Source organism: Algibacter sp. AS12, assembly GCF_046736315.1.
Taxonomy (GTDB): domain Bacteria; phylum Bacteroidota; class Bacteroidia; order Flavobacteriales; family Flavobacteriaceae; genus Algibacter_B; species Algibacter_B amylolyticus.
Genome location: NZ_CP151841.1, coordinates 2,980,169 through 3,004,689, shown reverse-complemented (window position 1 = coordinate 3,004,689; position 24,521 = coordinate 2,980,169). Strand labels below are relative to the sequence as shown.

Annotated in this window: 13 protein-coding genes; 6 read left to right on the top strand and 7 right to left on the bottom strand. The window is 34.6% G+C overall.

The window, feature by feature from the left end; translation table 11 throughout:
- Nucleotides 1–92 precede the first annotated feature (92 nt).
- Together AAFN75_RS12505 and bshC are read right to left on the bottom strand one after the other, a co-directional pair.
- Nucleotides 93–1,463 carry a pyridoxal phosphate-dependent decarboxylase family protein gene (locus AAFN75_RS12505; protein WP_411806634.1) on the bottom strand — a complete coding sequence of 457 codons (1,371 nt, stop codon included), beginning with the start codon at nt 1,461–1,463 and terminating at the stop codon, nt 93–95.
- A 4-nt stretch (nt 1,464–1,467) separates the two neighbouring features.
- Complete coding sequence (gene bshC / locus AAFN75_RS12500) at nt 1,468–3,069, bottom strand: bacillithiol biosynthesis cysteine-adding enzyme BshC (protein WP_411806633.1); 1,602 nt, start codon at nt 3,067–3,069, stop codon at nt 1,468–1,470.
- 265 nt (nt 3,070–3,334) lie between these two features.
- On the opposite strand from bshC, the gene AAFN75_RS12495 reads away from it, so the two are divergent.
- The 3 genes from AAFN75_RS12495 (at nt 3,335) to AAFN75_RS12485 (ending at nt 8,102) form a co-directional block, all read left to right on the top strand.
- On the top strand, nt 3,335–4,867 hold the full coding sequence (locus AAFN75_RS12495; protein ID WP_411806632.1) for a hypothetical protein: 1,533 nt from the start codon (nt 3,335–3,337) through the stop codon (nt 4,865–4,867).
- Between the two features lie 78 nt (nt 4,868–4,945).
- Nucleotides 4,946–6,763, top strand: coding sequence for a cytochrome-c peroxidase (locus AAFN75_RS12490; RefSeq protein ID WP_411806631.1), 1,818 nt, complete (start codon nt 4,946–4,948; stop codon nt 6,761–6,763).
- Nucleotides 6,764–6,839: 76 nt separating this feature from the next.
- Nucleotides 6,840–8,102 (top strand): carboxypeptidase-like regulatory domain-containing protein, encoded by a 1,263-nt coding sequence (locus AAFN75_RS12485; RefSeq protein ID WP_411806630.1) that lies wholly within the window; start codon nt 6,840–6,842, stop codon nt 8,100–8,102.
- A gap of 34 nt (nt 8,103–8,136) precedes the next feature.
- Here AAFN75_RS12485 and AAFN75_RS12480 read toward each other — a convergent pair whose 3' ends face one another.
- From AAFN75_RS12480 to ychF, 5 genes are all read right to left on the bottom strand, one after another.
- Nucleotides 8,137–10,800: a DNA gyrase/topoisomerase IV subunit A gene (locus tag AAFN75_RS12480; protein WP_411806629.1), complete on the bottom strand. Its 2,664-nt coding sequence runs from the start codon at nt 10,798–10,800 to the stop codon at nt 8,137–8,139.
- A 235-nt stretch (nt 10,801–11,035) separates the two neighbouring features.
- Nucleotides 11,036–12,889 carry a DNA topoisomerase IV subunit B gene (locus AAFN75_RS12475; protein WP_411806628.1) on the bottom strand — a complete coding sequence of 618 codons (1,854 nt, stop codon included), beginning with the start codon at nt 12,887–12,889 and terminating at the stop codon, nt 11,036–11,038.
- Nucleotides 12,890–13,005: 116 nt separating this feature from the next.
- On the bottom strand, nt 13,006–13,932 hold the full coding sequence (locus AAFN75_RS12470) for a DMT family transporter (RefSeq protein ID WP_411806627.1): 927 nt from the start codon (nt 13,930–13,932) through the stop codon (nt 13,006–13,008).
- A gap of 124 nt (nt 13,933–14,056) precedes the next feature.
- Nucleotides 14,057–14,518, bottom strand: coding sequence for an SRPBCC family protein (locus AAFN75_RS12465; RefSeq protein WP_411806626.1), 462 nt, complete (start codon nt 14,516–14,518; stop codon nt 14,057–14,059).
- 92 nt (nt 14,519–14,610) lie between these two features.
- On the bottom strand, nt 14,611–15,705 hold the full coding sequence (gene ychF, locus AAFN75_RS12460; protein ID WP_144116973.1) for a redox-regulated ATPase YchF: 1,095 nt from the start codon (nt 15,703–15,705) through the stop codon (nt 14,611–14,613).
- Between the two features lie 273 nt (nt 15,706–15,978).
- Between ychF and AAFN75_RS12455 the strand changes: the two genes are divergently transcribed.
- The 3 genes from AAFN75_RS12455 (at nt 15,979) to purL (ending at nt 24,516) form a co-directional block, all read left to right on the top strand.
- A complete protein-coding gene (locus AAFN75_RS12455; protein WP_411806625.1) occupies nt 15,979–18,666 on the top strand; it encodes a TonB-dependent receptor domain-containing protein in 2,688 nt (895 codons plus the stop codon).
- 188 nt (nt 18,667–18,854) lie between these two features.
- Nucleotides 18,855–20,681, top strand: coding sequence for an endonuclease (locus AAFN75_RS12450; protein ID WP_411806624.1), 1,827 nt, complete (start codon nt 18,855–18,857; stop codon nt 20,679–20,681).
- A gap of 160 nt (nt 20,682–20,841) precedes the next feature.
- A complete protein-coding gene (purL, locus tag AAFN75_RS12445; protein WP_411806623.1) occupies nt 20,842–24,516 on the top strand; it encodes a phosphoribosylformylglycinamidine synthase in 3,675 nt (1,224 codons plus the stop codon).
- Nucleotides 24,517–24,521: the final 5 nt, after the last annotated feature.

The following is a 24,521-nucleotide window of genomic DNA, read 5'->3' as shown; positions in this document are numbered from 1 at the left end:
GCGCAAAAATAGTAATGATTTTATAATTATAAATATCTATTCAAGTTTTTTTAAGGCTACTTTTCAACAGTTTCTTTTTATAACATTTTTAATTAAACCATCGAATCTAAAATAGATTTTATATCGTCTTCTGTAGTATCTGGGTTTATAAAACAAAAACGCGAAACGGTTTCAAAAGTATCGCCATTTTTCCACTTGGTAGGTGTAACTAAGGCAAAACCAGATTTATGATTTTCATAGGTCCAATGTGTATAATCTTCAGGCTTCCATCCTATCCTTCTATATAAGACACAAGACAAACTAGGTGCTCTTACCAATTCTACATTCGGGTTTTCTTCAATTAACCTGCCTGCAATTTGCGCTAATTCTATACCACGTTCTATAGCTTCTTTATACCTATCCGTGCCATGTGTGGCTAACGAAAACCATAAAGGTAATCCTCTCACACGACGAGTTAATTGTATTTGATAATCGGTTGGGTTAAACCCATGCGCCCCTTCATCTTTAAAAATATCTAGATAAGACCCCTGTTGCGAGTGTGCATTTTTAGCTAATTCTGGGTCCTTATAAATAATAGCACCACAATCGTAAGGCGAAAACATCCATTTATGCGGATCTATGGTTATACTATCGGCACGCTCAATACCATTAAACAAATGCCTTACAGAATCGGCAGCCAAAGCACCACCACCATAAGCAGCATCAACATGAAACCATATGTTTTCGTTTTCGCATATTTTGGCAATGCCTTCTAAATCGTCAATAATACCAGCATTAGTTGTGCCTCCTGTTCCTACTACGGCAAATAACCGCGTGCGTTGTTGCTCGGTTAAACCATCTATTGTTTTTTGTAAATCTAAGCCATACATAACATCTTCAGTATCTACTAAAAGAATATCTACATCGGCTACCTTAGCCATAGCTTTTATAGAAGAATGCGCCCCTATTGAAGTTATTATTAAACCTTTTTCTCTTTTAAATGCGTCGTGCTCTCGCCAATGTTCTCGAGCTGTAACAATTGCCGATAAATTAGCTGCTGTTCCGCCGCTTGTAAACACTCCAAAAGCACCTTCTGGTAAACCTGTTAAGGATACAATCCATTTCATGGCTTCGTTTTCGCAAAAAATACCGCCAGCGCCTTCCATCCAATAGGCACCATGAATGCTAGATGCAGAAGTTACCAAATCGAACATAATAGCTGCACGTGTTGGAGCTGCAGGCACAAATGCCAAATTTCGCGGATGATCTACCGGCACATTAGCTTTCATTAAATGCTTTCGCCACTTTTTAAACGCAACTTCTCCTCCAATACCTTCTTTAGTAATGGTTTCGCCCACCAACGCCTTTAACTCTTCTGCCTTTTTGGGCTTGCCTATTTTAGGATTAGTAGAAGAAATCCTATCAATGGTGTACTTCATGACATCCATAGTCATTTCTACTAATTCAATATCTATTTTATGCATGCTTTTACAAGTTTAAAATTAAAAACTCGCCTTTTAAAGGCTCTAAGTTTTCAATTAGATTAGGAATTAGTTGGTCGCCATACTCTAAATAAAACTCCGAAAAATTGGCGTTTCGTTCTTGCAAACTTTCGTTAGGAAATAATTCGTTTTTTATGGCTGTCATGCGTGCTACCTCATCAGACAGTTTTCTTTTTTGTGCTTTCAACAGGCGCTTTTCTAGATTATCAAGACCTTTTAACTGTTTCAACTCTTGCGCTTTTACAGCGCCTAAAAAAGATTTATCGGTTTGTTCTGCTAATTCATATAACGCTTTAAACTGATCTTCTAAATGTGTTTTTTGAGGCGAAAAATCTATATCGATATTCGAAATATCTCTTACTTTTTTATTAATTAAAGACGCTCGCTTTAAAAATAAATTTTCGGTTGTAATATTTAACTTCTCAAGCTTTTCTACTTGCTTTTCTGTTCTTATTAGTACCGAGTTTCTTAAAAGCAACATCGGGAAAGGCACCTTAACGGCATCAAAATAATCTTTTAACTGCATCCAATAGGCCAACTCTCCGCCACCACCAATATAGCATAAGTTTGGTAAAATCACCTCTTGGTATAAAGGACGCATTATAACATTAGGCGAAAATTTTTCTGGATGCTCCAAAAGCTCTTTTTGTATGGCATTTTTACTAAACATAATTGTGGTGTTTAGTACTTTGTATACATCATCTTCAAAAACAATACGATCTCTTATGCCCTTTTCTAAATAAAATAAATTTATTTCTCTTGGGTTTACTTGTATTTTATAAGCGTCTGATACTGCTACTAACCTATTATTTGTTTCTGTAACTTTGTTAAAAGACGTTTGGTTAAACAATTCGGCTTCAACATACGGTATAAACAACTTTTTTAATGCGGCATCATTAGCATCTACTATTACTAACCCGTAATCTTTAAACAATTCATTTGCCAAAAATCGTGTTGCATCAGCAAGATTATCATGCTTTAAATAGGCATTTTCAAATAAGGCTTTTATATGTTGTGCATTTGTGGTTTGCCCTAAATCTTTCGAAAATATATTAAGAATAGCATCTAAACCTTCGGTTGAAAGTTCTCCAACAGCACCACTAGCCACTTTGTTCCATTGAAATTTCTTCCCTTTAAAATTGAAAAAATTAATTTCATCAAAATCATGATCTTCTGTCGCCATCCAATAAATAGGAACAAAATCTTGATTTGGATATACCGCCTTAAGCCTTTTAGCCAAATTTATAGTGGAAACAATCTTGTACAGAAAATAAAGTGGCCCCGTAAATAAATTAAGTTGATGCCCTGTTGTTATAGTAAAAGTGTTAGTGGCATTTAAAAGCTCTATATGGCTATTAGTTTCAGCTGAAGTATCTAAACTTTTATATTGTTTTTTTAAAACAGAAACGAGCATTTTTCTGTTTTCCATTGGAAAAGACGCCGCTTTATCTTGTATTTGAGCTTTAAAATTTTCGAGTTTAGGAAAACGATTGTAAAAAGATTCTAATTCTGCTTTTTCATCTAAATAATCGCATATTAACGACGAAAAGTATCCTGTTTTATTAAATGCTATATAATCTTGTGTCATGCTTTACATTAAAATCATGTAAATATACGGCTATTCTATTTTTAGAAATCTAAAAAATAAGTTAAGAGTTTTTACATATTTACAACAAGGTAATATTAGGGTAACATACTCCAACAAATTAGCAACTCTACTTAATACTATTTTAACCTAGATAACTTTATTATAACCCTAAATTAATAAAAGGACAAGGCTAGCTTAACACCATTACGACCTTGTAATAATAGTTTTGACTACATATAATTAACCAAATAAAACAATCGAAATTATGAAGAATTTTTTAAGACTACTATTAGCATTTTTAGTAGTTTTTTCAACAAGTACAACACTTTTAAGTTGCGAACCAGAAGACGGTAAAAACGGTATTGATGGTATAGATGGCGAAGACGGAGCCGACGGTGAAGATGGAGCCGATGGTGAAGATTTTACACCAGCAATTACTATGTTTGAAAACAAATCTACCTTGGCACCTTTAGTATCCATAGGTTCAGATTTTAGCACAGTAAATGCATTTTCTTTAATTAGCTCTACCGATGTACTTTCTAACGGTTTTAGATTAATAGGTGCACAAGATGGCGCTGGATTTCTTAAAGATGGAAATGAATATATATATGTAGTTAATGCTGAAGATGATTATAGTGTTTCTCGTATCCGTTTTGATGAAAACTTAAACCCAATTAAAGGAGATTGGTTATTAAATGCTGGTGTTGCAGATTTTGCAAGGCAATGTTCTGGTACCATGTGGGAAAAAGAGATACATGGTGGAGATAAAGACATCTTTTTATCGGCTTCTGAAAGCATTGCTTACGATGTTAAAGGTATTGACCCTTGGATTGAAACACCTACTCCTACTGCCGATTTTGGATTAGATGCTTTAGGTGAGTTTTCTTGGGAAAACGCTGTGCCATTACCAAAAAACACCTATGCTGGTAAAACAGTTATTGTTGGTGGAGACGACGATTCTAGCGGATCTGAAGGTCAAGTTACTATGTATTTATCTGAAAATGGTGATGCCGATTTAGAAAACGGAAAAATTTACGTTTTAAGATTCAAGCAAGTTTCTGATGGTGCAGGTGGTGCAGTTGCTGTAGACGCAGATAAAGTTTATAACGAAGGTAGCCTTGATTTCCAAAAAACTTACGACGTTGAATTTGTTGAAATCGTTGATGGTGCAGCCATGACAAAAAACGAAATGGAAGATGCTTGTACAGCAGTTTACGCCTCACAATTTATGCGTGTTGAAGATGTAGATTACCAAAAAGGTAGCGATGCCAATGCATTAAATGTGTTTTTTGCAGTAACAGGAAGAGGACCAGGAAGAGGAACTTACAACGATTGGGGCACTGTTTACAAATTAGAATTAGATGCTAACAACCCATTAGAAGGGAAACTAACTCAAATTGTAAGTGGAAATACAGATACTAACAACATGGACGGAAACCTTGATGCCCTACAAAGTCCAGACAACATATGTGTAACAGAAAACTATGTTTATATTCAAGAAGACCCTAACTCTTTTAGTAGAGGTCATGCAGCTCAAATTTATCAAACAGATTTATCTGGTAATGGATCCAAAGTACTTTTAGAATTAGTAGTTGAAAATAATCTTGACCCTTCAGGAAGTTCAGGTTTTTCAGGAGAATTTGGTGCTTTAGTAGACATCTCAGACAAAGTAGGTGTGCCAGATACGTTTTTATTAAACTTACAGCCACACTACTGGGAAAGCGACGAGTTTGTTACTTCTGCTTTACCTCATAACCAAGGTGGTCAAATTGTATTATTACAAGGCTTACCTAGATAACATTACATTTTTATTTAATAATAAAAGAATCTCCATTTAGTAATGGAGATTCTTTGTATTTATAATTTTATTCAAAACATGACTTCCACCATTAAACTTTTAAGCATTCTAACATTAATAACCATTCTTCATTCTTGCAACAAAGCAAAAGATGAAACTGTTCCGCTTCCTAATTGGTCGGCGGCACAAAATTATTACTTAGAGCAAATCAATACATCAATTGCATATCTTGACAGCTTAAAAGCCGAAGGCATACACGGACAAAAATCGAAACACTATTTTACATTAGCAAGAGCCGCTTTTAAAAAAACAGAACCCTACGCGTCTTACCTAAACCCAGAAGTTGGCCATAGAGCAAACGGACCTGCACTTCCTGTGTATAAAGAGGATAATGGCAAAATACTTAATCCTGTTGGTTTTCAAAAAATAGAGGAAAGTGTTTACGACAAAGCAACATCGACCGATGAATTTAATGCAGAAGTATATGTTACCACAGGAATGCTACATGTGCTAAAAAAAGGAATTGCCAAACGCGAATTAAATGCACAACGCTTTTTTATTGCGACACACCAGCAATTATTTAGGATAGTGAGTTTAGGTATTTCTGGTTTCGACACTCCCGTAAGCCATTTAGGAATAAACGAAAGTAAAATTTCATTAGAGGCATTACATACTGTTTATAAATACACTATACAACCCATTGTAAAAGCGAAAGACGCTAATTTAGATTCTCAATTTCAAGACCATATAACTAAAGCAATAACTTACATTGAAAATAATACCGATTTTAACACCTTTGATAGGTTTACGTTTACTAGAGATTTTATGAATCCTATAACTAGAAATTGGGTTGAAATTCGGAAAACAAGTAATATTTGGGAACCAATTACTACAACGCCTTTTAATTTTGATGCACCTACATTTTTTGAGGATAACACATTTAACCTTAACTATTTTACTCCAACAACCAACCGTAACCCAACCGAAAAACAAATTGCTTTAGGTAAAAAACTTTTTTTAGACCCTAAACTATCTGCAAATGGTAATATGGCTTGTGTAACTTGCCACATACCAAGTAAAGGCTATGCCGATGGTATGGCGTTAAATTTAGATAACCAAGGTAAACCCTTGCAACGCAATACCCCTACTTTAATAAATTCCACATTTCAAAAAAGTTTCTTTTGGGACGGTAGAGCTAATAGCTTATTAGATCAAATTTCAATGGTTTTTAAAAACAATAAAGAGTTTAATACCAATGTTCATGAATTTTCGGATGCTATTCTTAAAGACTCTACATATAATAAGTTATTTGAAGATGCCTACGGCTCAATTCCTAAAAGCAATAAAACGGTTATTAAAGCTATATCATCATACATATCAACCTTAAACGGTTTAAACTCTAAATTCGACCAAAACATTAGAGGTGAGAAAAACACTTATACAGAAGAAGAAAAACAAGGCTACAATCTATTTATGGGAAAAGCATTATGTGCTACTTGCCACTTTATGCCTTTAACAAATGGTACTGTACCTCCTTTTTTCACCGAAACAGAACGCGAGGTTATTGGTGTTCCAGAAACTAATAAAAACCAAAAGCTTGATGACGATTTAGGCTTTTATTGGAGGTTTAAAGAAGATATTCATTTAGGCATGTTTAAAACACCAACCATACGTAACATAGCCCTTACTGCGCCTTATATGCATAATGGCGTTTTTAATACTTTAGAAGAAGTTATGGAGTTTTACAACCAAGGCGGCGGAGGCGGACTAGGATTTGACCTTGCACACCAAACTTTGCCTTTTGATCATTTAAACCTATCTGAAAAAGAAGTAAAATCTATTATTGCATTTATGAAAACATTAACCGACAATAGTGCAAACAATGCCTATGAATAAAACAAATCTATTGATTTTTAGATAATTACAGATATATTTTGTATTTTAATAGATGAATTAAACACAAAATATAGCCATGAAAAACATAACATATTATACGATTGTCTATATAACTGTTCTATTATTCTTTAGCAGCACAGGCATTATAGCTCAAAATCCGGATACATTTGAAGAATTAAATGGAAAAATAGTTGATGCCGATAGCAATACACCATTAACTTTCACCGACATTGTTATAACCAACTCCAACATAAGTACGGTTACTAATAATGACGGTGAATTTCTTTTAAAAATACCAACTACACTTTTAGATGGCACATTATCTATTTCTCATTTAGGCTATGAAAAGGTAGATTTAAAAATAAGCGACATTAAACTTAATTCAAAAATTAAATTAACACCCGCTCTTACCACATTAAACACTATTAAAATTACAACAGTTACTAAAAATGCCCGAGATGTAGTCATAGAAACGCTAAAAAAGAAAAGCAGTCTATATAATAACAAAAACACTGTTATGACGGCCTTTTACAGGGAAACCATAAAAAAACGCAGAAAAAACGCATCCTTATCTGAAGCGGTTGTTAAAATTCATAAACAACCGTATAACAATATTAAGAATGACCATATTGAGTTAATAAAAGCCAGAAAAAACACCGATTATTCCAAGCTAGACACTTTAGCTTTAAAACTACAAGGTGGTCCGTTTAGTAATCTATATACCGATATTATTAAATACCCGGAATTCATTTTTACAACCAATGATATACCCATGTATGCCTTTAGCTTTGATAATTCTACAATTATAAATGGCAGAGACATTTTTGTTATAAATTTTAAGCAAAACGAAAATATAAGCATTCCATTATACTACGGTAAATTATATATCGACGCAGAAACACTAGCGTTAACCAATGCGGTTTACAGCCTAAATATTTCAAACAGAGAGTTGTCTAGTAATATGTTTGTTAGAAAAAAACCGAAAAAGGTTGATGTTTACCCAACGCAAGCCACATATCGTGTAAATTACAGAACAACAAACGGCAAATGGCATTATGCATACAGTAATATAGCTTTAACCTTTAAGGTAAACTGGAAAGGCAAACTATTTAATAGTGTTTATACTTTAAATAGTGAAATGGCAGTAACAGATTGGGAAATTCACAACACTAAACTAGCCAAGACACGAACTACATTAATACGCCCAAACACTATTTTAAGTGATAAAACCTCAGGTTTTTCAGACCCTGAATTTTGGGGGTCATTTAATATTATAGAACCAGAAAAATCAATTGAATCGGCTATTAGAAAAATCCAAAAACAGCTAAAACGGACGTAATAAGTCGATTTTAGCGAAGTTTAAACGCTTTTATTTAGAACAAAGTAGTTTGTCCTTCGCCATCCTTATCCTCATCCTCACTAGAGTTTGGTTTATCTGCCGCTCTGTCTTGATCTTGATTATTTCCGTTCGATTTAGACATTTCTTGTTCATCTACAACTTCTAAGTCATCTGCATGAACCGCTTCATTGGACTCGTAAGGTAATGGATCTAAAAGATTAATTTGATTCACCTTATCTTTTGTTAATTGATTACCTTGTGCTGTAAGTCCCTTAATATCTATAAACTCTTCAAGATTAATTTCTAAGTTTTCTTTACGCTCCTTACCACGCTCTTTAGCAAATACAATTTCTGCCATAGGTTTCCAATCTGTAGATACTATTTCTAGTTGCGAATTAGGATGCTCAGAAATAAAAGACTCTTCTTTACCTTCTTGCTCTATTAAAAAACGTTTAACGTAATAAAGTTCTTTTTCACCATTAAAATAAATAGCAGATATTGGTTTTTTAGGCTCCCATTTTTCCATGACAATCATATCGTCATCAAAATGCATAGTAACCTCTGGAGTAACGGTTTTAATTACACCAGATTGGTTGATAATTAATAATTTATCTTCACCTCTAAATTCCCCTATCAGTTCGCCTCTGCCATCCACATTTAAGCGTTGAACGGTATCATCAAACCAAATTTTTCTTGGTTTCAATGTTGAAACCCCTTTTTCCTTTAACTCAACACGTTTAATAGGATATTTGGTAACTACATTTCCTTTTGAAGCACGTCCTTTAATAAGTATATCTGAAAAATCTAAATCCCATTTTAACTTCTTAATACTACCTGCTTGTCTTAGGTTGATAGACACCACTTCCGCCTCGCCATTTGGGTTTGCTGAAAAATATAAACAAACGGAACCTTTGTTTCCATTGGTTAAATCGTATTCCCTATCGCGTGTTACGCTTGTAACAGCAAATCGTTTTATATATGATGGGCCTTTGGCACCATCCTTATAAATCATATTATATATGGTACGTTTATCTTTCTTTTTAAAGATAGCAACATGAATAATATCCTTACCAATAAATGTTTTTGTATCGACTTTAGTAACCATCATTTTACCGGCTTTGGTAAAAACAATAATATCATCTATATCACTACAATCGCCAACATATTCGTCTCGTCTTAAAGATGTTCCAATAAAACCCTCTTCCCTATTTACATAAAGCTTCGTGTTTCTAATAATTACTTTTGTAGCATCAACATCATCAAAAGTTCTAATTTCTGTTTTACGCTCGCGCCCTTCTCCATACTCTTTTTTAAGTCTAGTAAAGTACGCAATAGCATAATCAATTAAATGCGCTAAATGATGTTTTACCTCAGCGATTTGATCCTCTAAAGCATCAATTTTCTGTTGCGCTTTATCAATATCAAATTTAGAAATACGTTTAATTCGAATTTCTGTTAAACGTGCTATATCTTCGGTAGTTACCGCACGTTTTAAATGTTTTATATGTGGCTTCAGACCATTATCGATAGCCGAAATAACACCATCCCAAGTTTCTTCTTCCTCAATATCACGATAAATTCTATTTTCAATAAAAATACGTTCTAAAGACGCGAAATGCCATTGTTCTTCAAACTCACCTAACCTTATTTCAAGCTCTTGTTTTAAAAGCTGAACGGTATTATCTGTTGAGCGACGTAACATTTCTGTAACACCAACAAATAATGGTTTATTATCTTCAATAACACAACCTAAAGGCGAAATAGACGACTCGCAACTTGTAAATGCATAAAGGGCATCAATAGTTTTATCTGGTGATAATCCGGAAGGTAGATGCACTAAAATCTCAACTTCGGCAGCCGTATTATCTTCAATCTTTTTAACTTTAATTTTACCCTTTTCATTCGCTTTTAGAATAGAATCAATAAGCGAACTTGTAGTGGTTCCAAAAGGCAACTCGGTAATAACTAAAGTGTTTTTATCTAATTGCGAAATTTTAGATCGCACGCGTACTTTACCACCTCTTAAACCATCGTTATAATTAGAAAAATCTGCTATTCCTGCAGTTGGAAAATCAGGTAGAATAGTAAAACGTTTTCCTTGTAAATGCTTAATTGAAGCATCAATAAGTTCTATAAAGTTATGTGGTAATATTTTTGTAGAAAGTCCTACTGCAATACCTTCACCACCTTGCGCTAAAAGCAATGGAAACATAACCGGCAAGTTAATAGGCTCTTTACGACGACCATCGTAACTGGCTTGCCATTCGGTTATTTTAGGATTAAAAACAACATCTAAGCCAAACTTAGAAATTCTAGCTTCTATATAACGAGAGGCTGCAGCGCGGTCTCCAGTTAAGATATTACCCCAGTTTCCTTGGGTATCAATTAATAAATCTTTCTGACCAATTTGTACCATAGCATCTGCAATACTTGCATCGCCATGTGGGTGATATTGCATAGTATGACCAACAATGTTAGCTACTTTATTATAGCGTCCATCGTCAAGATCTTTCATGGAATGCATGATACGGCGTTGTACGGGTTTAAACCCATCTTCTATTGCTGGTACTGCACGCTCCAATATAACATACGAGGCATAATCTAAAAACCAATCTTTATACATACCAGTGACTCTGGTAATGGTTTCTTGAGGCTCATTTTGATCGTTAGTTAAATCGTCGTTTTGGTCTTCTGTCATACTACTTATTCCTGCACAGGCAGGAATCTTTTTAATTTATGTTCTTCTTTTCTTTATTTAATATTATCTAGAATTCCAATATATAAAACTTAGTTAGTTTCTTTATCATTAGTAAACTTACCAAAGTTTCATTTTTCACCTCTAGTTTTAAATATTTATTTAATTATTTACTAAGCTTAAATACATACTATATTTTTTCCTTTTTAATATAGAGATTCCTGACTTCTCAGAAATATTAATCTTCTATAATATCTAGTTCCACCTTTAAATTGTCAATAATAAATTCTTGACGTGTTGGTGTATTTTTACCCATATAAAAGGATAACAAATCTTCGATAGACATATTATCATCCAACATTATAGGATCTAATCGAATATCTTCACCTATAAAATGCTTAAACTCATCTGGCGATATTTCACCTAAACCTTTAAATCGTGTTATTTCTGGTTTTGGTTTTAACTTCTCAATAGCATCTCGCCGTTCTTCTTCAGAATAACAATAAATGGTTTCCTTTTTATTTCTAACCCTAAATAAAGGGGTTTGTAAAATATACAAGTGCCCTTCTTTAATTACTTCGGGGAAAAACTGTAGGAAAAACGTAATTAATAGTAAACGAATGTGCATACCATCTACATCGGCATCGGTTGCGATTACCACATTGTTATATCTTAAATCCTCAAGCGATTCCTCTATATTTAAGGCTGCTTGTAAAAGATTAAACTCTTCGTTTTCGTAAACTATTTTTTTAGTTAACCCGTAACAGTTTAATGGCTTTCCTTTTAAACTAAAAACCGCTTGTGTATTTACATCACGAGATTTTGTTATACTACCAGAAGCCGAATCTCCCTCGGTAATAAATAGCGTAGATTCTAAATTACGTGCGTTTTTAGTATCGCCAAAATGTACACGGCAATCGCGTAATTTTTTATTATGTAAACTCGCTTTTTTTGCTCTGTCTTTTGCTAACTTTCTTATACCCGATAATTCCTTACGCTCGCGTTCTGCTTGCAGAATTTTACGTTGAATTTTCTCGGCAGTATCAGTGTTTTTATGTAAATAATTATCCAGCTTGGTTTTTAAAAAATCATTTATATAGGTTCTTACCGTTGGCAAATCGCCACCCATGTCTGTAGAACCTAACTTGGTTTTAGTCTGACTTTCAAAAACAGGTTCCATAACTTTTATAGCTATGGCGCTTACAACAGATTTACGAATATCTGAAGCATCATAAGTCTTACCGTAAAACTCACGAATGGTTTTTACTAAGGCCTCTCTAAATGCTGTAAGGTGTGTTCCCCCTTGTGTTGTGTTTTGTCCGTTAACAAAACTATTATATTCCTCGCTATATTGCGTTTTACTATGCGTTAAAGCGACTTCAATATCATCACCGCGTAAATGAATAATTGGGTATAGTAAATCTGTATCTGCTATTTTTTCAGATAATAAATCTTTTAAGCCGTTTTCACTAAAATATTTTTCACCATTAAAAACAATGGTTAATCCAGGATTTAAATACACATAGTTTTTGAGCATTTTTACAACATACTCACTACGATACTTATATTTTTTAAAGATGATTTCATCAGGAATAAAAGAAACTTTAGTTCCCTTTCTTCTACTTGTTTCTTCTAACAGCTCTTTTTCTATAAGATTTCCTTGTTCAAAATCTGCAGATGCACTTTTACCATCCCGAGAAGATTCTACTCTAAAATAGGATGATAATGCATTTACAGCTTTTGTACCAACACCATTTAAACCAACCGACTTTTTAAAGGCTTTGGAGTCGTACTTCCCTCCCGTATTCATTTTCGAAACCACATCGACAACCTTACCCAACGGAATACCACGACCGTAATCGCGAACAATAACTTTACTTCCTTGTATTGAAATTTCGATGGTTTTACCTGCGCCCATTACAAACTCATCAATAGAATTATCTAGAACCTCTTTAAGTAAAATATAAATACCATCATCTGGAGAAGAGCCGTCACCTAATTTTCCAATATACATTCCTGGACGCATACGAATATGCTCTTTCCAGTCTAGTGAACGAATATTGTCTTCGGTATATTTGGTTTCTTCTGCCATGCTCTAAATTAGAAAAATTGGTGAGGTGTGCTAATATAGTACAACCATTTAAAAAATAAAACAGGAAGACTACAAATTAATTAACAATAAATAATTATTGTTGTTAAGAACGAACTTTAAGTATTTGATGTTTTATTTAAGGACACTAATAAAATACCAATTATAACCACCAAAGCTCCAAATAACTGAACCCAAGTTAGCACTTCGTTTAAAAAAACGCCTGCTAAAATTATAGTAGAAATAGGCCCTACACCTGCTACAATTGCAAAATTTGATGAACTAATCATTTTTATAGATGCGGACACTAAAAACGATGGAATTACAGTTGCAAAAACCGCTATTAAAGCCCCTAAAACATATACTTGCCATGAAAAACCTAAAAGATTTAACTCCCTAATAAAACCGTAATGAATAAACACGCAAACACAGGAAACAAGCATAGCATAAGCCGTAAATTTAATAACGCCAAATTTAGGAATTAACCATCCGCTTCCAACTAAATATGAGGCATACGTAATGGCGCTTAACAAAATATAGAAACCTCCTAAATAGGCATCTATTCCTGTAATTGAAACTTCGTTTGAAAATGCAATAACAATCCCCAAATACGTTAACCCAATGGCAAGACCTTGAATTTTAGAAATAGGTTGTTTTAAAAACAACTTATTTAACAACAAGACTATGGTTGGATACAAAAACAATATAATACGCTCTAAACTCGCCTTGATATATGTAAGCCCTACAAAATCGAAATAGCTCGCTAAATAATACCCAACAAAACCGAAAAACACCAGCCATAAATAATCTTTTTGATTGGGATTAGCTTTTACTTTTTGGTTTCTATGCCAGTAGGCAATTACTAAGTAAAAAGGAAAGGAAAACAGCATACGTAAAAGCAATATACTAATAGAATCGACCTTATAGTTATAGGCCAATTTTACCATAACAGCTTTGGAGGAAAACAATACAATTCCTAAAACCCCTAAACCTATTCCGTACCAAAATTGTTTTGATGTTTGCATGAAACGAAAGTAAGTTGGCATTTTTTAACAACACTAACCCTAAAGATAGAATTACGATGCCCAACAGTGAATAGGAAACATAGAAAAAAGCTTTTGTTTAAAGCATAAAAACAAAAGGTTTTAAAATAATTTTAAAAACTATTACTTATGCGACTATTACCTGTTCTGCTTTAGCACGAAGTATTTGATTTCTAGTTTTTAATAGCTTGCTCATATATCCTTTTACATAAATCCAATCTAAAAACTTACCAAAAACACCATAAGGGAGTTCGTAGTAAAACAAATCTATCATGATGGTTTTATCGTTCTCCTCTTCAAAAATATGCTCATGTCTATAAGCCTTAAAACTTCCATTAACGATCTCGTCAACAAATATTTTTGGTGATTGAAAATCTACAATTTTTAATGTAAGGTGCTGAACATAACCAAGATGACTAGTTTCCCAAATTACAATATCATCTAAATCTACTAAACCAGTAGTTTTTCCTGAAATTGCAATTTCCTTTGAATGTTTTAAAGATTGTTGGTAAAAGTCGAGATCTCTAGCTAAATCAAAACAGGTTTTTATATCTGCATTAATTTGCGTTTCAACTTTAATTAACGTCATAGGTTCTAAAATATAAGTTTATGGATAGCTTGGGGCATCCAATACATTGGACCCAAAAGTATACCAAAAGTCACATAGTACCAAATTAACGTTTATACATTGAATAAGAAATGCATAATATCGCCATCCTTTACAATGTAATTTTTACCTTCAACACGCATTTTTCCTGCCTCTTTTACTTTAGCTTCGCTCCCATAGGCAACATAATCTTCATAAGCAATAACCTCGGCACGTATAAATCCTTTTTCAAAATCGGTATGGATAACACCAGCTGCCTGTGGCCCCGTTGCTCCAACCGCTACAGTCCAAGCTCTTACCTCTTTTACACCTGCTGTAAAATACGTTTGTTGGTTTAGTAATTTATATGCCGAACGAATTAATTTTGCCGCTCCAGGTTCATCTAAACCTATATCTTGAAGAAACATTTGGCGTTCTTCATAATCATCCAATTCATTTATATCTGCCTCCGTTCCAACGGCTAAAACTAAAACTTCTGCATTTTCATCTTTAACAGCTTCCTTTACCTGCTCTACGTAATCGTTTCCAGAAACTGCTGCGCCTTCATCTACATTACAAACGTACATTACTGGTTTATCTGTAATAAATTGAGACGGTTTAACGTATTCTTCATAATCTTCCTCAGAAAACTCTAAAGCTCTTACCGATATTCCTGCTTCCAGATTTTCCTTTATTTTTAATAAAACAGCCTCTTCTTTTTGAGCCTCTTTATTTCCTGTTTTAGCTGCACGCTTAACTTTATCTAGTTTCTTTTCGGCAGTTTCTAAATCTTTAAGTTGTAACTCCATATCGATAGTTTCCTTATCTCTAATAGGATTTACATTTCCATCGACATGTACAATATTATCATTATCAAAACAACGCAAAACATGAAGAATAGCATCTGTTTCACGAATATTTGCTAAAAACTGATTACCTAAACCTTCCCCTTTACTAGCGCCTTTAACCAAACCAGCAATATCTACAATCTCTACTGTAGCAGGTAATACGCGCTCTGGATTAACCAAAGATTCCAGCTTCTCTAAACGTGGATCTGGTACATTAACCACACCAATATTAGGCTCGATAGTACAAAACGGAAAGTTTGCACTTTGTGCTTTTGCATTTGATAAACAATTAAATAAGGTTGACTTCCCTACGTTTGGTAATCCTACAATACCTGCTTTCATCTAAAATATATTTTTTATTTCCGAAATATCGAAAACCCTTTTACAACTTATTTTTTTTAAAATGAATTGCCTCTGTAACCGGACAACTTATTTTGCGAATGCAAATATATAGTTAATTAGTAGTAATTTATAATTTTATCTAACGGAATAACACTGATTATTATTAAGTGATTTTCGTGTTTTATTGAAAAATCACTAAAAATTATAAACAAAACATAAACATCCAATAAGGTTTTAATTATATTAGTACCTACTAACTTAAAATTATTAAATATGAAAGCAATTTATTTTTATCTATTTCTATTTTGTACTTCGGTAACATTTGCCCAAAAACAGGTAAGCGGGACGGTTAAAGATGCTTCTGGCATTCCACTACCAGGAGTTAACATTACGGAAACAGGAACAACCAACGGAACAACTTCAGATTTCGATGGAAACTATAAAATATCGCTTAAATCGGCTAATACTTTAACGTTTAGCTATGTTGGATACAATACCAATGTTATTTCTGTAAATAACCAATCCATAATAAATGTCACTTTAGAAGAAGGCGTTAGCTTAGACGAAGTTATATTAGTTGGATCTCGTAGTCCAAAAAGAACAGCTACCGATACTGCGGTACCTGTAGATGTTGTAAATGTTTCGGAAATTGCAACAACAACAGGTAAGGTTGAAGTTAATGAAATATTACAATACGCTGCTCCTTCTTTTAATGCGAGTAAGCAATCAGGTTCCGATGGAGCCGATCATATTGTACCTGCATCACTACGTGGTTTAGGACCCGATCAAACTTTAGTTTTAATTAATGGAAAACGAAGACACCAATCGAGTTTAGTAAACGTATTTGGTACTAGAGGTCGTGGTAATTCGGGTACAGATTTAAATGCTATTCCTGCCAATGCTATTAAACGTATTGAAGTGTTAAGAGATGGTGCTTCGGCACAATATGGCTCCGATGCTATTGCAGGTGTAATCAATATAGTTTTAAAAGACAACACAGATGGCTTTACAGGTGGTGTTACTTATGGCGCCTATAGCACAGCGATTGGTGATGGTTGGGAAGAAGAAACTGGAGAAACACTTTATAACGTTGAAGGGAAAAACAGATTAGATGGTGAAGACAGAAGCTGGGATGGAACCACAATAAAAATTGATGCTAATTACGGTGTTGCTTTAAATGATGCTGGTGGTTATATAAATTTTACCACCGAGTTTTTATCTAGACAAAATACATTAAGACCTGGTTTTTCTTGGAGAAAAGGTTACGGTAGTGCAGGTGTTGACGGTTTTAACTTTATGATAAACTCATCGTTACCAATTAACGATAAAACCGAAATTTATGCCTTTGGTGGCCGAAACTACAGAGATACTGATGCTTATGCGTTTTCTCGTGATAGTTTTGATGATGGCGATAATAGAGCCGTACCAAGTTTATACCCTAATGGCTTTACTCCTAGAATTACATCCAACATTACCGATGTTTCTGTATCGGTTGGTGTAAGACACGAAATGGAAAACGGTTGGAACTTAGATTTTAATAACACGTTCGGTAAAAACAACTTCCACTACTACATAAAAGATAGTAACAATGCTTCTATGCAAGATTCGTCGCCTACAGATTTTGATGCAGGTGGACATTTTCTATCTCAAAATACAACAGGTATAGATTTTAATAAATATTTAGATGATGTAGCCTCAGGATTAAGCTTAGCTTTCGGTTTTGAATACAGAACAGAGAATTTTGGTATTTTTTCTGGCGAAGAAGCATCTTATGGACTATATGATGACAATGGCGTAATCATTACAAATCCTGCAGTACAAAACGTAGCTACCGATAGCAATGGAGACGAATTACCTGGAGGCTCTCAAGGTTTCCCGGGGTACAGTCCAGACAACGCCGTAGATAGAAGTCGTACTAACTACGGAATTTATTTTGACACAGAGCTTAATGTAAGTGAAGCTTTTATGGTTGCAGGAGCAGTTCGATTTGAAAACTACAGCGATTTTGGAAATACATTCAACGGAAAATTAGCAACACGACTAAAACTGAACGATTATTTTTCCCTTAGAGGTTCTATTTCTACAGGATTTAGAGCACCATCGCTTGCACAACTGTATTATAATTTAAAATTTACCAATATTGTTGCGGGTACCTCGGTTCCTTCACTTTTATCTGCAAATAATAGTACCGTTACCAAAGCCTTTGGAATTGGACAATTAAGCGAAGAAAAAGCTTTTAATACAAGTATTGGATTTACGTTTAAAAAAGGTGGTTTTTCGGCAACTGTTGATGCTTATTCTATTAATGTTGATGACCGTATTATTTTAACCGATAACTTTACAGACCAAGCTATTTTAGGTCCTTTAAATGTAGATGCCGCGCAATTTTTTGCAAATGGTGTAGATACCAAAACGAATGGGCTTGACATTGTTTTAGGTTACGATTTTAATGTAGGAGATAACGGAAAGATTAAAACAGCATTAATCGGTAATTTTAACGACTTAAAAATTAAAAGGATCAATAATGGCGATTTAAATGAGTTTACCTTTTTTGGCCCATTTTCTCAAGCCTATCTTAAGGCTGCCGCTCCAGATTATAAATTTGGGTTAAACCTTGGATACTCTTGTAACAAGTTTAATGTCACTACAACCTTAACGCAATTTAGCGAAGTAACGCTTCAGGATTTCCAATGGGTAGATTCGCCTGCAACTACCCAAGCAGAAGCCGATGCGCTTTTCCCGGTAGCAACAGATATTTATGAAGCTGCTTTAGTAGTAGATCTTAGTTTAGGTTATGAAGTTTCAGATAAAGTTAAATTTAGTTTAGGTGCAAACAACCTATTTAACACTTACCCAACACCGCAATTTGACGGATGGACAGACCAAGGTGGTCTTGCCGATTCTGTTCAAATGGGTTCTGATGGTACTTATGTTTTTGCTAGATTAAACTTTAGCTTATAAAACACCATGATAAACTAAAAACCGAGCAAATTGCTCGGTTTTTTTTCTTTACAATCAGTATGTTTTTAACCAGACCTGTTTATAACATATTCCTAGACCATAAGTTTAACATTAAAATAATGTTTAAATTTAAAGTCATTGTTTGTCAACCATTTATTTTTACATAATTCCTTTAAAAAAATTCCCTCATGAAGAAAAACTACCTTTTAGCATTATCCCTTCTAATTTCCGCATTTCTGTATGCGCAATTAACGCCACCTGCAAATCAACAAAGCTACTATTCCAATGTCGACTTTAATAAAACTGGTATAGACCTATTTGATGACTTAGCTGTTGAAACTGCCGCAAAACACACCAATTACCTAAGCTACACTCCTGGTATTTGGGAAGCAAGTAAAATTACCGACGAAGACCCTTTAAACAGCGCAAACGTATTATTAATATACGGCTATAGCGATTCAGACGGAAATTATATAACCGACAGAAGTCGTAGTAAAAACAGTAATGGAGGTAGCGCAGGCAGCGATTGGAATAGAGAACACACATTTCCAAACTCGCTAGGCTCCCCTAGTTTAAATAGTAATGGAACTAATGTTCCGCCTTATGCCGATGCTCATAACTTAAGACCTTCAGATGTTACCATGAACAGCGACAGAGGCAATTTAAAATTTATGGATGGCTCTGGTAATGCACAAAACATCTCTGGAAACTGGTATCCTGGTGACGAGTGGAAAGGTGATGTTGCTAGAATAATTATGTACATGTATTTAAGATACGGCACACAATGTAAACCCTCTTACGTTGGTGTAGGAACTCCAAACAGTATTGATGCCGACATGATTAATTTATTTTTAGAATGGAATGAGGAAGACCCTGTTTCTGCTTTTGAAGACAATAGAAACACCTACCATGCTAACGCATCCAATACGTATGCCCAAGGCAACAGAAACCCTTTTATAGACAACCCGTATTTGGCCACTGTTATTTGGGGAGGAAACCCTGCCGAAAACCGTTGGGGAGACACTCCAGATCCTGATACCGAAGCACCTACAACACCTACCAACCTAATGGCTTCAAACACGTCATCAACCACTACCGATTTGTCTTGGTCAGCCTCAACCGATAATGTTGGAGTCGTAGCTTATAATATTTATGTTGATGGCGCCTATTATGTATCAACAAACTCATCTGCTACCACCATTACTATAACAGATTTATCGCCAGAAACCAGTTACACTTTTGCTGTTCTTGCAGTTGATGCCGCAAACAATACATCTAACTTAAGTGCATCTATAAATGAAACAACATTAGAAGCTTCAGGTGGAGGCGACACTTGCGTAAGTGAAACGTTTGAGCTTATGCCATCGAATTCTTCTAGCTATTCCGATAGAACTTGGACTGGCGATAACGGCGGAACATGGAGCGCTACACGAGCTAGAACAGACCAAACTTTAAACGGTGGTAGAGCTTTAGTTTTTGATGGTAGATCGTCTTCTGCCGGATCATTAACATCTCCACTAGTTGAAGGAGGCATAGGAAGCTTAATAGCAACAACTAAAAGAGCCTTTAGCGGCGGAACTGGAAATTTAGAAGTTCAAGTAAACGGTGTAAAAGTGGGCGACTTACCTTATGGCGATGACACCCAAACTACAACTATTGACAATATTAATATTGAAGGAAATGTAACTGTGGTAATTGCCGAAACAACTTCTGGCGGAGATCGTGTAACTATAGACGACCTTTCATGGACTTGTTACAGTACTTTAAATGTATCAGATAATTTTATCAAACAAATAAAAACTTTTCCAAACCCTATTTCTAGCAATGTTTTCAATATTGAAACCAAGGAGGTTTTAAATTTTAAAATTTTAGATCTTTTAGGAAAAACACTAAAAACAGGGCAAGTAAGTCCAAGCAATAAAGTAATAGATGTTTCTATTTTAAATAAAGGAGTGTATCTTTTAAAACTTGAAGCAAACAATCAAAGCATTACTAAAAAAATAATAAAACTTTAAATCATATTTTATTTTAGAAAAGGCGACTCTACACGAGTCGTCTTTTTTTTGTTTAATAAAGCGTGGATAACTCTTCATATTGTAATTACTTTTTTTGTAAATATTCTATTTAAAAGACCTAAATTTGCGCTTTCTTTAAACACATACAAATCAATATATAATGATTCATTTCTTTGGAAACATAACCAGTAAAGTATTTGCTGTTCAAACAACAAAAGAATTATCAACAGAAACCATTTCTAAATTGGAATGGCTATTTGGCAACCAGTCAAAAATAGAACAAGCATCCTTAGATGCTTTTTTTGTTGGCCCACGCGCTGCCATGATAACGCCTTGGAGTACAAATGCTGTTGAGATTACCCAAAACATGGGAATATCTGATATTATTAGAATTGAAGAGTTTCAAGCTGCAGATAAAGATTTTTCTGATTTTGACCCTATGATTTCTGAGAAATTTAATGGTTTAAACCAAGAATCTTTCACCATAGATATAAAACCAGAACCTATACTTGATATTGCGGATATTGCCGCTTATAACCAACAAGAAGGCTTATCGCTTAGTGATGAAGAAGTAGAATATTTAGAAAGGGTTGCAAAGAAAATTGGTCGTCCATTAACAGATTCTGAAGTATTTGGATTTTCACAGGTGAATTCTGAGCATTGCCGTCATAAAATTTTCAACGGAACGTTTGTAATTGATGGTGAAGAAAAGCCTGTATCGCTTTTTAAAATGATACGACAAACCTCTGAAGCAAACCCAAATGATATTGTTTCGGCATATAAAGATAATGTAGCTTTTGTAAAAGGCCCTAAAGTGGAGCAATTTGCACCTAAACGTGCCGATGTTCCAGATTACTATACTACAAAACCCTTCGATTCTGTTATTTCACTTAAAGCAGAAACGCATAACTTCCCTACAACGGTTGAGCCTTTTAATGGTGCTGCAACTGGTGCTGGTGGAGAAATTAGAGATAGACTTGCTGGTGGTAAAGGTTCTTTACCTTTGGCAGGAACAGCGGTTTACATGACATCGTATTCTAGACTAGAGGAAAACAGACCTTGGGAACAAAAATTTGAAGCTAGAAAATGGTTATATCAAACCCCAATGGATATTTTAATAAAAGCTTCAAATGGTGCTTCGGACTTTGGAAACAAATTTGGACAACCATTAATTACGGGTTCTGTTTTAACTTTTGAGCATAACGAAAATGCATCTTCAAGTGATGCACCTGCAAGACGCTTAGGTTTCGATAAAGTCATCATGCAAGCCGGAGGAATTGGTTACGGTAAAGCAGAACAAGCATTAAAAGACACACCAAAGGAAGGCGATAAAATAGTTATTCTTGGTGGTGAAAATTATAGAATTGGAATGGGTGGTGCAGCAGTATCATCTGCAGATACTGGTGCTTTTGCATCTGGCATCGAGCTAAATGCGGTACAGCGTTCTAATCCAGAAATGCAAAAGCGTGCTGCTAATGCCGTTCGTGGTATGGTAGAAAGCGATGATAATTTTATTGTTTCTATTCACGATCATGGTGCTGGTGGACATTTAAATTGCCTATCGGAATTGGTTGAAGATACCGGTGGAAAAATAGATTTAGACGCTTTACCTGTTGGCGACCCTACCCTATCGGATAAGGAAATTATAGGTAATGAATCACAAGAACGTATGGGCTTAGTGATTGCCCAAAAACATATAGAAACATTAAACAAAATAGCAGATCGTGAACGTTCACCAATGTACACTGTTGGTGATGTAACAGGCGATAACCGTTTTACCTTTCAATCTAAAACCAAAGGCAACAAACCTATGGATTTAGCCATGGAAGATATGTTTGGAAGCTCTCCTAAAACAATAATGACCGATAAAACAGTTTCTAGAAAATATAAAAACCCACGATACAAAACTAAAAATTCACAAATCTATTTAGAGCAAGTATTACAGCTAGAAGCGGTAGCTTGTAAAGATTGGTTAACAAATAAAGTAGACCGTTGTGTAGGTGGTAAAGTTGCTAAACAACAATGTGTTGGTCCTTTACAAATTCCTTTAAACAACGTTGGGGTTATGGCTCTAGATTTTAAAGGTAAAGAAGGTGTTGCAACATCAATTGGCCACTCGCCTATTTCAGGATTAATTAATCCGGTTGCAGGAAGTAGAAACTCGATTACCGAAGCCTTAACCAACATAGTTTGGGCACCGTTAAAAGATGGTTTAAATGCGGTTTCATTATCGGCTAACTGGATGTGGCCTTGTAAAAACGAAGGTGAAGATGCTCGTTTATACGAAGCTGTTAAAGCCGTTTCTGAATTCTCAATAGATTTAGGCATTAATGTTCCTACAGGAAAGGATTCGCTTTCTATGAAGCAAAAATATCCTGATGGCGATGTTATTTCTCCCGGTACTGTAATTATTTCGGCAGGTGCTAACTGTAATGATATTACCAAAGTTGTCGAGCCAGTTTTTAAACAAAACGGCGGAAATGTTTATTATATAAATATTTCTCAAGACGATTTTAAATTAGGTGGTAGCTCATTTAACCAAGTATTAAATACTATTGGAAGCGATGCGCCTAATGTTAAAGATGCCGCTTATGTTAAAACTGTATTTAACACAATACAATCTTTAATTGTTAGCGATAAAATTGCTGCTGGACACGATGTAGCTTCTGGTGGATTAATTACGACGTTATTAGAACTTTGTTTTGCCGATGTTAATTTAGGAGCAGATTTAGACCTTACTAAATTAAATGAAGAAGATTCTATAAAAGTGTTATTTGCTGAAAACTCCGGACTTGTTTTTCAAGCCGATGCTTCAATTGAAAGTATCTTATCGGATAATAATATTGAGTTTTTCAACCTAGGACATGTAAATAATTCTAGTACGTTAACCATTAGAAATAACGACGATAATTTCAGCTTTGATATTGCTAAAAACAGAGATGTTTGGTACAAAACATCTTTCCTTTTAGACCAAAAACAAACAGCTAACGGTTTAGCACAAGATCGTTTTGATAATTATAAAAACCAACCGCTTGAATATACATTCCCAAAACAGTTTACAGGAAAACTGCCGGTTTTAAAAGGTAAACGACCAAAAGCTGCTATACTTCGTGAAAAAGGTTCTAACTCAGAGCGAGAAATGGCAAACGCTATGTATTTAGCTGGTTTTGATGTAAAAGATGTACACATGACCGATTTAATTTCTGGTCGCGAAACCCTAGAGGATATTCAGTTTTTAGGTGCCGTTGGTGGTTTTTCTAACTCAGATGTTTTGGGATCTGCAAAAGGATGGGCAGGCGCCATTAAATATAACGAAAAAGCTAATAAGGCTATTAAAAACTTCTTTAAAAGAGAAGACACCTTATCTGTAGGGATTTGTAATGGCTGTCAACTATTTATGGAGTTGGAAGAAATTAATCCAGAACACGAGGTTCACGGAAAAATGGTTCATAACGATTCTCATAAACACGAAAGCTCGTTCACTTCAGTTAACATACAAGATAATAATTCTGTCATGCTATCAACACTTGCAGGAACTACTTTAGGAGTTTGGATTTCACATGGCGAAGGAAAATTTAATCTTCCTAACACTGAAGATCAATACAATATTGTAGCTAAATACGGTTACGAAGGTTACCCTAATAACCCTAATGGTTCAGACTTTAACACAGCAATGCTTTCTGATAAAACAGGTAGACATTTGGTAACCATGCCACATATTGAGCGTTCAACATTCCAATGGAACTGGGCTAATTATCCAGAAGGGAGAAAAGACGAAGTAACACCTTGGCTAGAAGCTTTTGTTAATGCGCGTCTTTGGATTGAAAATAAATAAGTATA